Genomic DNA, 14,143 nt, shown 5'->3' with positions numbered 1-14,143 from the left:
CGCGACGCTAGGTTCTGACCTGCGATTACACCGTGACCGCGCGAACCGTCCGCCGATATGCGCTACGGTGAAAACGCTAATAGAGGGGAATTGTTCTGAACGGGATCTGGGATTTCATATCGAGCCGCAAGTCGCAACTTGTGGTCGATTCCTACTTGCACGTCAGCGCAGTGATTCAGTGTCTACTCCTGGCGACGATCATCGGAGTGGGCGTCGGAATCGCGGTATATCGCAGCCCCGGAGGCTCGGCTATCGCAACGGCGCTCTCGAGCACCATTCTGACCATTCCGTCGTTCGCACTTCTCGGTCTGCTCATTCCGATAGTGGGCCTCGGTGTTCCGCCGACCGTCATTGCGCTGACGATGTACTCGCTTCTGCCGATCGTGCGTAACACCATCGTCGGTCTCGGCGCGGTCGACCCCGCGGTCACCGATGCCGCACGCGGCATCGGAATGAGTCGTCTCCGCGTGCTGACGCGGGTCGAGTTGCCGCTGGCATGGCCGTCGATCCTCACCGGCATGCGTGTCGCGACGCAGATGGCGATGGGAATCCTGGCGATCGCGGCCTACGCGAAGGGCCCCGGCCTGGGCAATCTCATCTTCTCCGGTCTGTCGCGCGTCGGTAGCCCCACGGCTATTCCGCAGGCGCTGACGGGCACCGTGTTGATCGTCATCCTGGCTTTGATCCTCGACGGGATCTATGTCCTGATCGGCCGATTGACAACGTCGAAAGGGATCCGTTGACCCACAGCAAAGATGACGCAGAGAATGAGATCTCCGGAGTCGAGATCGTTCTCGAGCATGTCTCGAAGATCTATCCCGGCCAGCGCGAACCTGCTGTCGAAGACGTTTCTCTGACCATTCCGGCAGGCGAGGTCGTGGTCTTCGTCGGGCCGTCCGGCAGCGGTAAGACCACGACGATGCGCATGATCAATCGGTTGATCGAGCCGACGAGCGGCCGAATCACCATCGGCGGCCGGGACGCACTCTCGATCGACGCGAACAAACTGCGACAGAGCATCGGGTACGCCATTCAGCAAGGTGGCCTCTTCCCGCACATGACGGTCGCACAGAACATCGCCGTGGTGCCCAAGCTGCTGAGATGGGATAAGAAGCGGATCGCCGACCGAGTCGACGAACTGCTCGACATGGTCGGCCTCGACGCCGACGAATTCGGCGGTCGGTATCCGCGCCAGCTCTCGGGTGGACAGCAGCAGCGCGTCGGCGTCGCGCGAGCCCTGGCCGCCGATCCTCCGGTCCTGCTCATGGACGAGCCCTTCGGCGCGGTGGACCCGATCACCCGAGGCGTCCTGCAGGACCAGTTGATGCAGTTGCAGGCGGAACTCCGCAAGACCATCGTCTTCGTGACCCACGACTTCAGTGAGGCCGTCAAACTCGGCGACAAGATCGCGGTGCTCGGCGCGCGCTCGAAGGTGCTGCAGTACGACTCGCCGGAGGCGATTCTGGCCAACCCCGCCAACGAGACCGTCGAGGGCTTCGTGGGCTCCGGTGCGTCGCTGCAGCAGCTCAACCTGCTGCGCGTGCGAGACGTGGACATCGAGCAGCGGCCGACGGCCCACGAAGGAGATTCGGCCGCCGACTTCGCTGCACGGATCGGCAGTGACTGGGGAATCATCCTCGACAGCCGTGACCGGCCGATCCGGTGGACTGACGGGCGGCACCTGGTCGGCGCATCGTCGATTCGCGGCGTCGGTATCCCGCTCGGTGAGACGGTCGCCACGAGCTCGACCCTCCAGGACGCGCTCGAAGCGATCCTCGCCGAACGTAACGCGTCCGCCGTGGTCACCGGTGCCCGCGGCCGCTACGTCGGTGTGGTCACCATCGAGACGCTGATCGACTCGATTCGCGCGCTGCGCGAGGAGCACGAGGGCAGTCCCGCGATCGTCGACCCGCACGCCGATGACCCAGCTGCGGACCTGACCGCGGACGCCTCGCCGGAAGGCACCAGCTGATGACCAGCGCGGAGGCGGTGTCCAAGGAGACCGGTGCCGGGAGGGCCAGCAATCTTCAGCTGTGGATTCAGCCGACGATCGCGGTGCTGCTCGCGGCGGGCGTGCTCGGTTGGGCCTTCTCCCGGGACCTGACCGCCACCCAGAAGGCGACCATCAATCCGTCGTACATCGGGCAGCTCGTCGGTGAGCATCTGGCCTTGACCGTCGCGATCGCCGCGATCGTCGTCGTGGTGGCGGTACCGCTCGCCGTGCTGGTCACACGACGTCGATTCCGCTGGCTGGCACCGTTCTTCATCGGCGTGGCCAACATCGGGCAGGCGGCGCCGGCGATCGGTCTGCTGGTGCTCTTCTTCCTCTGGACCGCCACGACGGGCTTCTGGATCGGCGTGCTGCCGATCGCGTTCTATTCGCTGCTCCCGGTGCTGCGCAACAGCATGCTCGGCCTGCAGGAGGTCGATGCGGCGACAATCGACGCCGCCAAGGGACAGGGGATGTCGGAGCCGCGAGTGCTGGCCCAGGTGGAGCTGCCGCTGGCGGTGCCCTTCATCCTCGCCGGCCTGCGGACATCGCTGGTGCTCGCGGTCGGCACGGCGACCCTGTGCTTCCTGGTCGACGCCGGGGGACTGGGCATCCTGATCGACACCGGTTACAAGTTGCGCGACAACGTGACACTGGTCGTCGGAGCCGTGCTGGCCGTCGCGCTGGCGCTCGTCGTCGACTGGTTCGGCGCGCTCGCCGAACGGTACCTCGGACCCAAGGGGCTGCGATGACACCGCACCTGCCCGCGGCCGCACGCCGCCCACTGCGCTCGCTCGTCGCGCTGATCGCGGTGGCCGCCCTCGTCTTCGGTGCCGCGGCCTGCGGTCTGCAGTCGGGCGGTGCGCTTCCGCTGCCGGTGAAGCCGGGTTCGATCACCGTGCAGCCCGATCTCGAGGGACAGACCATCACGGTCGGCTCCAAGGACTTCACCGAGCAGGTGATCCTGGGGTACATCCTCGGCTTCTCCCTCGCCGCCGCAGGCGCCAACGTCCGCGATCTGACCAACATTCAGGGATCCAACAGCGCACGCGACGCGATGGCCGCGGGACAGGTGGACGTGACGATCGAATACACCGGTACCGGCTGGATCAACTATCTCGGCAACGAACAGCCGATCCCGGACTCCACCAAGCAGTTCGAGGCCGTCCGTGACGCGGATCTGGCGAAGAACGGCATCGTCTGGATCGACCCGGCGCCGATGGACAACACCTATGCCCTCGCGGTGAATCAAGAGAACGCCGCGAAGACCGGTGTCAAGACGATCTCCGACTACGCCGCGCTGGTGAAGAAGGATCCCGCGGCGGCGACCACCTGCGTCGAGACCGAGTTCCGCAGCCGGCAGGACGGCTTCCCGGGTATGGCCGCCAAGTACGGGTTCGATCCGGCGCAGGTGCAGATGCAGATCCTGCAGACCGGCATCATCTACCAGGCGGTCGCCAACGGGAATTGCGTGTTCGGAGAGGTCTTCACCACCGACGGCCGGATCAAGGCACTGAACCTCAACGTGCTGGAGGACGACAAGCAGTTCTTCCCGCACTACAACGCGGCGGTCACCATGCGTTCCGATGTCAACGAACAGTTCCCGTCTATCGCGAAGGTGATGGCGCCGGTGATGGCGAAGCTGACGTCGGAGCAGATCAGCGAGCTGAATCGTCAGGTGGACGTGGACGGACGCGAGCCGGCCGACGTCGCGCGCGACTGGCTGGTCGAGAACGGCTTCGTCAAAGTCTGACTCGACGCTGTTCCCCGTGGTTACGGAACCGTAAGTTACGGTACCGTAGCTCGCATGGACGTAACGCTCGAGAACGCCGACGAGGTGTACCGGTATTACAGCGACCACCGTCAGAGCCGGATGAAGGCGCTCGCCATGTACGGCGTACTGGCGGCTCGACACCGTCCGCGTGTTCGCTTCGAAGACGACGCGCACGACCGTCTGCGCGCTGTTGTCCGGCGAAGCGAGGTGCCGCTGGTGATCGCCGCCAATCACGTGCGCCAGACCGATCCGTTCATCCTTGCCGCATCCGGCTTCTTGTCGCCGCTGCGCCCGCGGATCGGGCGGATGCGTGTGTTGGCCAAAGACGAACTCTTCGACGATCCGGACCGTCGCCGCAAGATCGACGACCTCGGCGGCATTCCGGTCTTCCGTCAGAAGGACCACGGTCTCCGCGCCGCGGCCACCGCGGGCAAGCAGATGATGGACGTCTGCATCGAGCGGATGGGTCGGGGAGACTCGATCGCGATCTTCCCCGAGGGCACGTGCAACGAGGAGGATCCCCGGCTGCTTCAGAAGGTCAGCAGCGGAGTCGGCCACATCGCGAGCGGGGCACTGAAGAAGGGGAGTCGGCCGTGGTTGGTGTGCGCGGGCATCGCCTATCCGGACCAGGACCGCCCGGTGGTGGTCTTCAGCGACCCGATCGCACTCGATGCGGTCGCTGCGGCCACTCCGGCGCAGACGACCCGGCTGGTCGCCGCCGAACTGCAGCGCGCCGTCACGGCCGCCCATGCGTCGCTGCAGATCGGGTGATGCCGGGACGTCATCGCGCTTGAGCCGAGTACTCCGGGTTGGGACGCATGTCGATGCCGCTCGCCACCCGGTTCGTCATGTTGAAGAACGCCGCGGTCGACGAGATGTCGAAGATGTCGCGATCGGTGAAGCCCACCGCGCGCAACGCCTCTCGATCGGCGGCGTCGAGTTTCGAGGGCTGCTCGGTCATCTTCTCGGCGAAGAGCAGCATCGCACGGTGACGATCGGACAGATCGGCGGCCCGGAAATTCATGACGAGCAGTTCGCCCAGTTCGGGATCGCCCGACAGTTGGCGCACGGCGGCTCCGTGCGCCGTGAGGCAGTAATAGCACTTGTTGATCGACGAGACGACGACGGCGATCATCTCGCGTTCCAGCTTCGACAGTCCCGAGTCGGCCAGCATCAGGTCGTTGTACATCGCGGTGAAGGCGCGAAGCTTGGTCTCGTCGAAGGTGTACGCCTGCAGGACGTTCGGGACCATCCCGAGCTTCTCGCGGCAGACGTCGAAGTACTTGAGCGTGTCGGCGCTCAGTTCTCCGGCGGGCAGATCGAGCGCGGTGATTCGGTCGGTCATGGGGAATTCCTCTCGCAGCACGTCGTCCGGCCGCCGAAATGCGCGGCCCTGGCGATCGTATGACGACCGAACGAGTGATCGGTACCGATTAGGCGAGTCAGCGGATGAAGTAGCGCGTCTCCGGGTCGGTCCGGGCCTGCCAGCCCGCGCGTTCGAGTTCGGGCACCGAGTTCACCTCTTCCGGATAGCCGATGCAGAGGTAGGCGACGAATCGCCACCCGGGCGGAACGCCGAGGGCCCGATGCACCTCGTCGGGTTCGACGATCGAGATCCAGCCGACGCCGATGCCGCGGGCGCGGGCGGCGAGCCAGAGACTGCTGATCGCCGTGACCACGGAGTAGGCGAGGGTCTCGGGCATGGTTCGACGACCGAGGCCGTGTCCCTGCTGCGGGTGGTCCTCACTGAAGACCGCGAGATGGACAGGTGCCTGATCGAGCCCGGCGAGTTTGAGCGAGGCGTACTGCTGGGCACGCTCGCCGCGGTATCCCTCCAGTGCTTCCGCATTGCACCGGGCGAAGGTGGATTTCACCACTGCCCGCAGCTCCGGCGACCGGACCTCGACCCATCGCCAGGGCTGGCTGTTGCCCACGGACGGCGCCAGTTCGGCGGCGGCCACGATCTCCTGAATCAGTCGCGGCTCGACCGGGTCGGTCCGGAAGCGTCGCACGTCGCGGCGCCAGCGGAGGAGTCGGTCGAACTCTTCGATGAACTGCTCGCCGAAACTGCCCTCGGCTTCGGGCGCGGTGGTCATCGTCTGCCTCTCGTCGGATCTCCGGGCCAATGGTATCGGCTGCACGCCGGCCGGTGATCGTCCGGAGACTCCGATCGTGGTCAGAGGCCGAAGGCCGCCGGATAGGCGATGACTCCGGAGGGGACGCGCGCCGCTGCGGTCAGCGGCAGTGCGAGGAAGCTGTCGTCGGGTACCGTGACCGGCGCCGAGATACCGAATCGGGACGCGGGAACGAAGCCGAACCGCGGGTAGTAGTCGGCATGGCCGAGGACGACGACGGTCTCGTCGCCGATCCGGCGGGCAGCGTCGAGCAGTGCTGAGATCACCGCCGTTCCGACGCCGGTGCCTTGCTGTGCCGGAACCACCGCACACGGTGCGAGGGCCAATACCGGCGTTCCTCCGACGGTCGCCCGGGTGAGCAGGGCGTGCCCGATGATCTCGCCGTCCTGTTCCGCGACATACGACAGCCCGTCGATCCACGCCGCCGGGTCGCGACGCAGTTCGTCGACCAGATCCGCCTCGGCCGGCGTCGGGAACGCGGCTGCGTTGACCGCATGAACCGCCTGCGCGTCGCCGTCGCCCTCCGGGCGCACCGACCACGCCCCGGTCATCGCGACGCTCCCCGCGGCACGGCCGACGTCGACCGCACGGCTCGTATCACCACCACGCGCTCGGTGCGTTCGCCCGGTTCGATGAAGCCCTGCGATTCCAGCCAGAGCGCGCGCTCGTGCATCACCGGACCGAAGTCGACAACGACTTCGTCGGTGACTGCCGCGTCGAAGCCCCGGTCCGCCAGTCCGGAGAGGGTGGGGGTCACACCGCAGACGTCCGACTGGACCAGCAGTGCCGCACCCGCGGGCCGAACGAGCTCGGGCAGCACGCCGATGATCGAGTCGACCACGCTCCTGCCGTTCGGTCCGGCGTTCCAGGCGTGTCCGTCGGGCATGTGCGCGGGCGCCGGGACATACGGCGGGTTGGCGACCACCAGGTCGGCGGGATCGAGCCGAGGGAGTGCGCGGACATCGGAGCGGACGACGTCGACGGTCACATCGTTCGACGCCGCGTTGACCGCGACCGCCTCGACCGATTCCCGGGTGTCGTCGACCGCCGTCACGCGGGCGCCGGCCAGAGCGGCGTAGACCGACGCGATTCCACTCCCAGCGCACAGCTCGATCACCGAGGTCACGCCCTTCGGGTGGGTCTGCATGTGGTTCACCATTCGACGGCACAGCATCGCCGAGTCGACCGACGGCCGGTACACGCCCGTCGGCGCGGTCACGGTGGGCTGGGGCAGGGGCAGGGTCCCGAGGATCCGGCCGGCGGTGGCCTCGCCGACCGCCCATCGGCCGATCACCGGGCGGACCCCACGCGCAGCGACGACCGGCCCGCCTCCCACGCGGCCCAGATGTGCTGTGCGGCCAGCCGTTCCACCGCCAGACAGGTCAGTGCGCCGCGCAGGAGGCCGATGCGGCCGTCGGGTGTGTCGCCGAGCGCTCCGGCGACCTCGCGGACGACGAGCTGTTCGTGCACCGCATCCGCCTCGACGTGTTCGTCGAAGAACAGCCGAACCGGGCGCCCGAATCCGAGGCGGCGCAGGCCACGGCTGTACTGCCGGCTCGGCAGTGACGACGTGGTCTCCACCATGCACAGATGTCCGACGAGTTCGCGGACCCTTCCGCGGTGGAGGCCGAAATAGGAGAGTGTGTTGACGGCCGCCAGGGTGGGAGCCGGAATGCTGTCGATATATGCGGCGTATCCGGAATCCAGATCCATTCCCCGCATCAGATCGGCCCACAGAGTGGCATGCATGTAATCGAGTCGGCCGCCGCCGTATTCATCGCACTGCACTTCGATCAGCGCAGCCTTGGGTGCGCCGCCCAGGCGCGGAATGCCCAGCGTGTGAACATCGGCTTCCCGCAGCTGGTTCAGCGATCGGTGAATCACGAGTTCCCGGAATTGATCGACGGTTCCCGACCGCGCGAGAAATGCCGCCAGCGGCGGACCGTCGTCGTCCGCGCTCGCCTGGAACAACGCTTCCACGACGTCGTCGGGGTCCTCGATCGGGCCGACCAACGCGTTCAGTTCCGATTCCAGACGTTGTTCGAGTTCGCCGCGCACCTCGAGCAGTCGCAGGTCCCACTCCGCCCGATCGTCGACGCCGCGGATGCCGCGCAGGTGCAGTTCATACAGCATCGTCAGGGTGAGCTGGGCGTCTTCGTCGTCCAGCACGGGACTGCGATGTGCGGCGACCGCGGCCGAGAGGGGCTCGGCCGGACCGTCGAGATCGAGCAGCAGTTCGGCCAGTGCCGCGCTCACCGGGCCGCGGGGCGCGGGCATCGGCATGCGCGGCTGCGAACCGTTGGCGCCGTCGTCCGAGGTGAGTAGGCTCGCGCTGAGCGATGAATTCCGCACGTTCCCAGGAATTGAGGACAAATGACCTCCAACGATCAGGGCGGCGACCATCGGGACGATGACGTCACCGTCATTCCATGTCCTTCAGGGCCGCTATTGGTACGCGGGCCGATTTCGGTGATCAAGCCCGATGGTACCGCCTATTCGCCCCGCCGGCGCACGGTCGCATTCTGCCGATGCGGCCGGTCTACCATCGCCCCGATGTGCGACGGCTCGCACAAAGTGCGGACCCGCCCCGGACGGTGACCGAGGCGACGGACGGACCGATTCAGAACCAGTTCGGTTCCATGACCGCGGTGGTGTCGTCGAGAGACGCGAGCAGGGCCGTCCACGGTCCGGTCTGCGGGAGTTCGTGGGCGAAGAAGTAGCGCGTGGCCATCCTCTTGCCGTCGTAGAAGTCGCCGGACCGGTCTTCGCACGCGAGATACTGGTCGAGCCAGAGCCAGGCGACCACCACGTGACCGAAGGCCTCCAGGTACACCGAGGAGTTCGCCAGTGCCGTAGCGGGATCACCGTCCGCCCACAGGGTCCCCGTCACTTCGACCACCCGCCGCCAGGCGTCGTCGAGACCGTCGGCGAACGCCGACGCGGTGCCGCCGCGACCGCGGGCGGCGTCGATGGTCGCGGAGATACGCGCGCCGAGCAGGCTCAGCCCCCTGCCGTCCCGCATGATCACTTTGCGGCCGAGCAGGTCGAGCCCCTGAACGCCGTGCGTGCCTTCGTGGATCGGATTGAGGCGGTTGTCGCGGTAGTGCTGTTCGACGTCGTAGTCGCGGGTGTAGCCGTAACCGCCGTGCACCTGGATCGCCAGATCGTTGGCCTTCAGACACCACTGCGACGGCCAGCTCTTGGCTATCGGTGTCAGGACGTCGAGCAGCAACTCCAGGTCGGCTGCGGTCTCCGCGTCGGCGGCGGTGTCCAAGTCGTCGACGAGTTTCGCGCAGTACAGGCCCAGTGCCAGACCGCCTTCGACGTAGGCCTTCTGTGCCAGCAGCATGCGGCGGACGTCCGGGTGCTCGATGATCGGGACCGGCGGCGCGGCCGGATCTTTGGCGCCGATCGGGCGGCCCTGAGTGCGCCCGGCCGCGTAGTCGACGGCCTTGAGATATCCCACGTACCCGAGTGCGGTCGCCAGGAAGCCGACGCCGATCCGCGCCTCGTTCATCATGTGGAACATGTACGAGAGCCCGCGGTGCTCCTCACCGACGAGATAGCCGACCGCGCCGGCCTCGCCGCCCGGTCGATGGGTGCCGTCACCGAGGGCCAACGCCGTGTTGACGGTGCCGCGATTGCCCATCTTGTGGTTCAGCCCGGTGAGCGTGACATCGTTGCGCTCGCCGCGGCCGCCGTCGTCGCCGGGCAGGTACTTCGGCACGATGAACAGCGAGATGCTGTGCACACCGGGCTTGCCGCCCGGCATCTTGGCCAACACCAGGTGGACGATGTTCTCCGACAGTTCGTGATCGCCTCCAGAGATCCACATCTTCGATCCGACGACCCGGTAGGTGCCGTCCGGCCTGCGTTCGGCGCGGGTGGTGATGTCGGCCAGCGAGGATCCGGCCTGGGGTTCGGACAGGCACATGGTGCCGAACCATCGTCCTTCGAGCATGGGCCGGACGAAGGTGTCGATCTGTTGAGGCGTGCCGTACTCGGCCAGAAGTGCCGCGTTGGCCGCGGTGAGCAGCGCGTACGACGAGGTTCCGGCGTTGGCGGCCTGCAGCCAGGCCATCGAGGCCCGCGCGAGGGTGGTCGGCAACTGCATGCCGCCGACCTCGTGGTCGAACGGTCCGGCGATCAGCCCGGATTCGGCGTACGCCGCCAGTGCGCGCTGGACGTCCGGGATCATCTCGACCGTGCCGTCCGGACGCATCGTCGGCTCGGAGGCGTCGGCGAGCCGGTTGTGGGGGATGAAGTACTTGTCGGCGAGGTCGGCCGTGAGGTCGAGGACGCCGTCGAAAGTCTCTCGGGAATGATCGGCGAACCGTTCGCGGGAGGTCAGGGATTCGACGTCGAGCCACTCGTAGAGTAGGAAGTCGAGGTCGCGGCGAGAGAGAGCGTGCGTCATGGGAGGGTTCCGATCGGTCGGGGGCCGGGCGACGTACGACTCGGGGCCCTGTCACTCCGGCCGGCGTCATGTACTATGCAAACGCATAGAAACTATGCATATGCATATTTCAGGACTGTGTGCGCCGTGTCAATCCCGACCGGAGACAGGAGAGTTCGATGACCGCCACCGCACCCGGTCCGGCCGACGGCGTACCGGGTTCGAAAGCCGCCGCACGGATCCGGCGGGCGGCCTGCGAGGTGTTCGCGGCGAAGGGCTACGGCCTGGCCACCACCCGTGAGATCGCTGCGAGTCTCGGCATGAGTCCCGGCGCGGTGTATCCCCACTACAAGACCAAGGAGTCGCTGCTCTTCGCGATAGCGATGGAAGGCCATCGGGCGGTTCTGGACGCGCTGCTCGCCGCGGACGATCCGGCGCGGTCGCCGACCGAACGGCTCCGGGCCGCCATCGCGTCGTTCGTGAGGTGGCATGCGGAGAACCGGGCGATCGCTCGCGTCATCCAGTACGAACTGCGGGCGCTGACCGACGATCACTTCGAACTGATCGCCGGTCTGCGACGCGCGACCACGAGAGTGTTCACCGAGATCGCCGAAGCCGGCGCCGCCTCGGGCGAGTTCTCCTTCGGTGACGTCTCGACCGTGACACTCGCCCTGACGTCCCTCGGGATCGACGTGAGCCGATGGTTTCCCGTCAGGAATCACGCCGACGCGGACGATCTCGCCGACGACTACGCGGAGGTCGCGCTACGGATCGTGGGTGCCCGGGCGGCACGGTAGTCGCGGGTGAGGCTCAGCTCAATCGGTCGCGAATCTTCTGGAAACTCGTCGCCAGGACGTTCAACTCGGCGGGACTGAGCACGTCGATCATCGTCTCGCGGACTTCGTCGACGTGCGCCGGTGCGGCGTCGACCAGCTTGGCCAGACCCGCGGGGGTCAGATGCGCCCAGGCTCCGCGGCGGTCGTCGACGCACGGGATTCGCTCCACCCACCCCTTGTCGACCAGGCGGTTCATCGCTCGGGTGACGGTGCTTCGCGACGTGGCGACAGCGTCTGCGACACCGCTCATCCGCAGTTGGCGGCCGGGCGCTTCGGAGAGGGCGACGAGCAGTGAGAAGTCGGTCAGCGACAGCTGTGCGTCCCGGACGAGCTGATGGTCGAGCGTATTCATCAACAGCCGGGTCGCGTCGAGGTAGGCGCGCCATGCCGCCTGTTCCTCGTCGGAGAGCCATCGTGGAGAGTTCATACGTCGACCTTACCGAATTAGTTGATTATGCAATTACTGGCCCTGTCGGCATCAGGCGGTCAGTGCCAGGTAGGGCGCGAGGGCGAGGAGGGCCGCCGTCAGGGCCATCTTCAGCACGCGCGTCGGCAGGGCCTGCGCGACGCGCCATCCCACCAGCACTCCCGCGAGTTCGGGAACGCCGATCAGGGCCGCGAGCGGCCAATCGATCGCCCCTTGCGCCGCGTATCCGACCGACCCGACGACCGCGATGACGATCGACTGGACCTGGGCGGCCGCGAGTGACTCCAGCACTCGGACGCCGCAGGCGATCAGCAGCGGCACGGTGAGCATCGGACCGCCGATCCCGACGATGCCGCTGAACACCGCGACGGTGAATCCGAGCAGTGCCACCACGGCGACGTGCGGATGGCGGTCGCTCGCGGCGTCGGCCCCGAGATACTCGCGCACCCAGATCGACACCGCGGCCACAGCCACCAGGACGGCTAGAACGATACCGAATACCCGTTGGGACACAAGGGAATTGACCCACACTCCGATCGGCGTGCCGATCAACGCGGTACCGCCGAGCGCGAGTGCGGTGCGACGCGTCGCGGGTCTGCGGAGCTCGCCCGAACGCCGGTAGGCCGCCGTGCCCGCCACACCCGTCGCCACGTGTGTGACGATGGCGGTCCCCGCGACGGTCGGTGCCGCCAGACCGGTGAGCGCGAAGAGCCCGATGGTCGGGAGTACTCCGCCCGGTCCGAGCGCCGTGATCCCCACTCCGCCGACGAATCCGATGACTGCGAGCGCGATCAGGACGGGGACAGCCATTCCGGACAGAGTCAACACCTCGAGGAAGAGATCGGGCTTCGGACCACCGACAGGGTAGTGCCCGTCGAGTGGACCCGAGCGCCGGGGTCACGCGCCGCGTGCGGCCATCACGGCGAGCAGTTCGTACACGATGTGCGCGGCGGCGATTCCGGTGATCTCGGCGTGGTCGTAGGCCGGCGCGACCTCCACGACGTCGGCACCGAGCACGTCCAGACCGGCGAGCGAACGCAGGGTGGACAGCAGTTCCCGCGAGGTGAGTCCACCCGCTTCGGGCGTTCCGGTGCCCGGCGCGTGCGCGGGATCGAGGACGTCGATGTCCACGGAGACGTACACCGGACCCGCGCCGATGCGGTCGAGCAGGAGACCGGACACTGCGGCGACGCCGCCGGCTTCGTACTCGTCGGCGGCGATCACCCGAAATCCGAGCCGTGCGTCCTCGTCGAGATCTCGTGGCGAGTACAGCGGGCCGCGGGTCCCGATGTGCACGGAGCGGTCCACATCGATCAGGCCCTCCTCGCTCGCGCGGCGGAACGGTGTGCCGTGCGTGTAGGCCTCGCCGAAGTAGGTGTCCCACGTGTCCAGATGAGCGTCGAAGTGCACCACCGCCACGGGGCCGACGTCGCGCGCCACCGCCCGCAGAATCGGGAGCGCGACGGTGTGGTCGCCGCCGAGAGTGATCACCCGCAGGTCTTGCGCGCGCAGTTCCGACACCGCGGCGTCGAGCTCGGTGAGCGCTGAGGCGATGTCGAACGGATTCAGCGTGGCGTCGCCGGCGTCCACCACCTGCAGGGTGTCGAAGGGCGATACGCCCAGTCCCGGGTGGAATGGCCGGAGCAGCTTCGAGGAGGCACGGATGTGCGCCGGCCCGAACCGCGCGCCCGGCCGGTACGACGTCCCCGCGTCGAAGGGCGCTCCGAGAATCGCGATGCCGTCGCGTCTGGCCTCCGGCGGCACCTGATCGAGTCGGGGGAGTCTGGCGAAGGTCGTCGGTCCGGCGAATCTCGGAATCACCGTCGAATCCACCGGACCGATCGGCTCTCCGGCCTCCGAGTGCTTCGGACGCGAACTCGCTGAATCCGACATCGCGTCCACCTCCCGTCGCGACTGTCCAGTCCTGATCGTCCAGCCCTGATTGTCCTCTGTGTGCTCGGCATCGCGACCCGATCACCGGAAGCGCCGCGTCCCGCCTCCCGATTCTGGTGAGATGGAAGGTGGCCTCGTCCACAGAGAGACCGCCGTCGAACAGCAGCGAGGAGCCACCAGTGAACGACACGTCCAGCACCGCACCCACCGTCACCGACCGACTGCGCCGACTGCCGTTGCGGCTCGCGACCGGCGCCTTCATCCTCAACTCGGGAATCGGGAAGCTCTCCCTCGACGACGAAGCAGCCGCCGGTCTCCAAGGCATGGCGGCCAACGCGTTCCCGGCGGTCCGGCAGGTGCGGCCGGGACTGTTCGGCAAAGCGCTCGCCGTCGCCGAGATCGGCGTCGGATCGGCGCTGCTGGCGCCGTGGGTGCCGACCGCGGTGGCGGGCGCGGCGCTCACCGCGTTCAGTTCCGGCTTGCTGACGATGTACGTGCGGACGCCCGCGATGCACGAGGACGGGTCGCTGCGACCGACACAGCAGGGGATACCGGTCGCGAAGGATTCGTGGATGCTGGGGATCGGCACCAGTCTGCTCATCGACGCGGCGCTGTCGGGCGGGATGCGCACTCGCCGTACGTGCTGCCGGACCGCGGAGCCCGCGGACTCCGCCGAGTAGCCCCGCCACGGC

General features: G+C 67.4%; 17 protein-coding genes. 8 read left to right on the top strand and 9 right to left on the bottom strand.

Annotated features, from left to right (window positions below; translation table 11 throughout):
- Positions 1-95: 95 nt before the first annotated feature.
- From ACK8HH_RS09975 to ACK8HH_RS09955, 5 genes are read left to right on the top strand one after another with little or no spacing between them, the layout of a single operon-like run.
- A complete protein-coding gene (locus tag ACK8HH_RS09975; protein ID WP_174302276.1) occupies positions 96-743 on the top strand; it encodes an ABC transporter permease in 648 nt (215 codons plus the stop codon).
- The gene (locus ACK8HH_RS09970) at positions 740-1,972 is read left to right on the top strand and encodes an ABC transporter ATP-binding protein (protein WP_278127380.1); all 1,233 of its coding nucleotides are present in this window, start codon (positions 740-742) and stop codon (positions 1,970-1,972) included. The genes ACK8HH_RS09975 and ACK8HH_RS09970 overlap by 4 nt, the downstream gene beginning before the upstream one ends.
- Positions 1,972-2,742, top strand: a complete 771-nt coding sequence (locus tag ACK8HH_RS09965) for an ABC transporter permease (protein ID WP_006895037.1) — start codon at positions 1,972-1,974, stop codon at positions 2,740-2,742. The genes ACK8HH_RS09970 and ACK8HH_RS09965 overlap by 1 nt, the downstream gene beginning before the upstream one ends.
- Positions 2,739-3,743: a glycine betaine ABC transporter substrate-binding protein gene (locus tag ACK8HH_RS09960; protein WP_278127379.1), complete on the top strand. Its 1,005-nt coding sequence runs from the start codon at positions 2,739-2,741 to the stop codon at positions 3,741-3,743. The genes ACK8HH_RS09965 and ACK8HH_RS09960 overlap by 4 nt, the downstream gene beginning before the upstream one ends.
- A 54-nt stretch (positions 3,744-3,797) precedes the next feature.
- Positions 3,798-4,535 (top strand): 1-acyl-sn-glycerol-3-phosphate acyltransferase, encoded by a 738-nt coding sequence (locus ACK8HH_RS09955; protein WP_278127378.1) that lies wholly within the window; start codon positions 3,798-3,800, stop codon positions 4,533-4,535.
- Between the two features lie 10 nt (positions 4,536-4,545).
- Here the strand turns inward: ACK8HH_RS09955 and ACK8HH_RS09950 are convergent, their stop codons facing one another.
- The 5 genes from ACK8HH_RS09950 to ACK8HH_RS09930 form a co-directional block, all read right to left on the bottom strand.
- A complete protein-coding gene (locus ACK8HH_RS09950) occupies positions 4,546-5,109 on the bottom strand; it encodes a peroxidase-related enzyme (protein ID WP_006895034.1) in 564 nt (187 codons plus the stop codon).
- Between the two features lie 97 nt (positions 5,110-5,206).
- Positions 5,207-5,860, bottom strand: coding sequence for a 5,6-dimethylbenzimidazole synthase (bluB, locus tag ACK8HH_RS09945; protein WP_006895033.1), 654 nt, complete (start codon positions 5,858-5,860; stop codon positions 5,207-5,209).
- A gap of 80 nt (positions 5,861-5,940) precedes the next feature.
- On the bottom strand, positions 5,941-6,450 hold the full coding sequence (locus tag ACK8HH_RS09940) for a GNAT family N-acetyltransferase (RefSeq protein ID WP_006895032.1): 510 nt from the start codon (positions 6,448-6,450) through the stop codon (positions 5,941-5,943).
- Positions 6,447-7,193 (bottom strand): methyltransferase, encoded by a 747-nt coding sequence (locus tag ACK8HH_RS09935; RefSeq protein ID WP_006895031.1) that lies wholly within the window; start codon positions 7,191-7,193, stop codon positions 6,447-6,449. Before ACK8HH_RS09935 ends, ACK8HH_RS09940 begins: the two co-directional genes overlap by 4 nt.
- On the bottom strand, positions 7,190-8,182 hold the full coding sequence (locus ACK8HH_RS09930; protein WP_278127437.1) for an iron-containing redox enzyme family protein: 993 nt from the start codon (positions 8,180-8,182) through the stop codon (positions 7,190-7,192). Before ACK8HH_RS09930 ends, ACK8HH_RS09935 begins: the two co-directional genes overlap by 4 nt.
- A gap of 90 nt (positions 8,183-8,272) precedes the next feature.
- On the opposite strand from ACK8HH_RS09930, the gene ACK8HH_RS09925 reads away from it, so the two are divergent.
- Positions 8,273-8,497 (top strand): CDGSH iron-sulfur domain-containing protein, encoded by a 225-nt coding sequence (locus tag ACK8HH_RS09925; RefSeq protein WP_081598062.1) that lies wholly within the window; start codon positions 8,273-8,275, stop codon positions 8,495-8,497.
- A gap of 22 nt (positions 8,498-8,519) precedes the next feature.
- Here ACK8HH_RS09925 and ACK8HH_RS09920 read toward each other — a convergent pair whose 3' ends face one another.
- A complete protein-coding gene (locus ACK8HH_RS09920) occupies positions 8,520-10,316 on the bottom strand; it encodes an acyl-CoA dehydrogenase (RefSeq protein ID WP_278127377.1) in 1,797 nt (598 codons plus the stop codon).
- Positions 10,317-10,474: 158 nt separating this feature from the next.
- On the opposite strand from ACK8HH_RS09920, the gene ACK8HH_RS09915 reads away from it, so the two are divergent.
- A complete protein-coding gene (locus tag ACK8HH_RS09915; RefSeq protein ID WP_222111429.1) occupies positions 10,475-11,092 on the top strand; it encodes a TetR/AcrR family transcriptional regulator in 618 nt (205 codons plus the stop codon).
- 13 nt (positions 11,093-11,105) lie between these two features.
- On the opposite strand, the gene ACK8HH_RS09910 is transcribed toward ACK8HH_RS09915, so the two are convergent.
- The 3 genes from ACK8HH_RS09910 to speB form a co-directional block, all read right to left on the bottom strand.
- Positions 11,106-11,558 carry a MarR family winged helix-turn-helix transcriptional regulator gene (locus ACK8HH_RS09910; protein WP_006895027.1) on the bottom strand — a complete coding sequence of 151 codons (453 nt, stop codon included), beginning with the start codon at positions 11,556-11,558 and terminating at the stop codon, positions 11,106-11,108.
- A gap of 51 nt (positions 11,559-11,609) precedes the next feature.
- Positions 11,610-12,368, bottom strand: a complete 759-nt coding sequence (locus ACK8HH_RS09905) for a sulfite exporter TauE/SafE family protein (RefSeq protein ID WP_199502569.1) — start codon at positions 12,366-12,368, stop codon at positions 11,610-11,612.
- An 87-nt stretch (positions 12,369-12,455) separates the two neighbouring features.
- Positions 12,456-13,451: an agmatinase gene (speB, locus tag ACK8HH_RS09900; protein WP_278127376.1), complete on the bottom strand. Its 996-nt coding sequence runs from the start codon at positions 13,449-13,451 to the stop codon at positions 12,456-12,458.
- A 179-nt stretch (positions 13,452-13,630) separates the two neighbouring features.
- On the opposite strand from speB, the gene ACK8HH_RS09895 reads away from it, so the two are divergent.
- On the top strand, positions 13,631-14,131 hold the full coding sequence (locus ACK8HH_RS09895; protein ID WP_278127375.1) for a hypothetical protein: 501 nt from the start codon (positions 13,631-13,633) through the stop codon (positions 14,129-14,131).
- The last annotated feature ends 12 nt before the right edge of the window (positions 14,132-14,143 follow it).

The organism is Gordonia sp. LUNF6, assembly GCF_047041125.1.
In the GTDB taxonomy this organism is placed as follows: domain Bacteria; phylum Actinomycetota; class Actinomycetes; order Mycobacteriales; family Mycobacteriaceae; genus Gordonia; species Gordonia sihwensis.
Note: the sequence above shows the minus strand (reverse complement) of the source record. Positions and strands in the feature narration are given on the sequence as shown.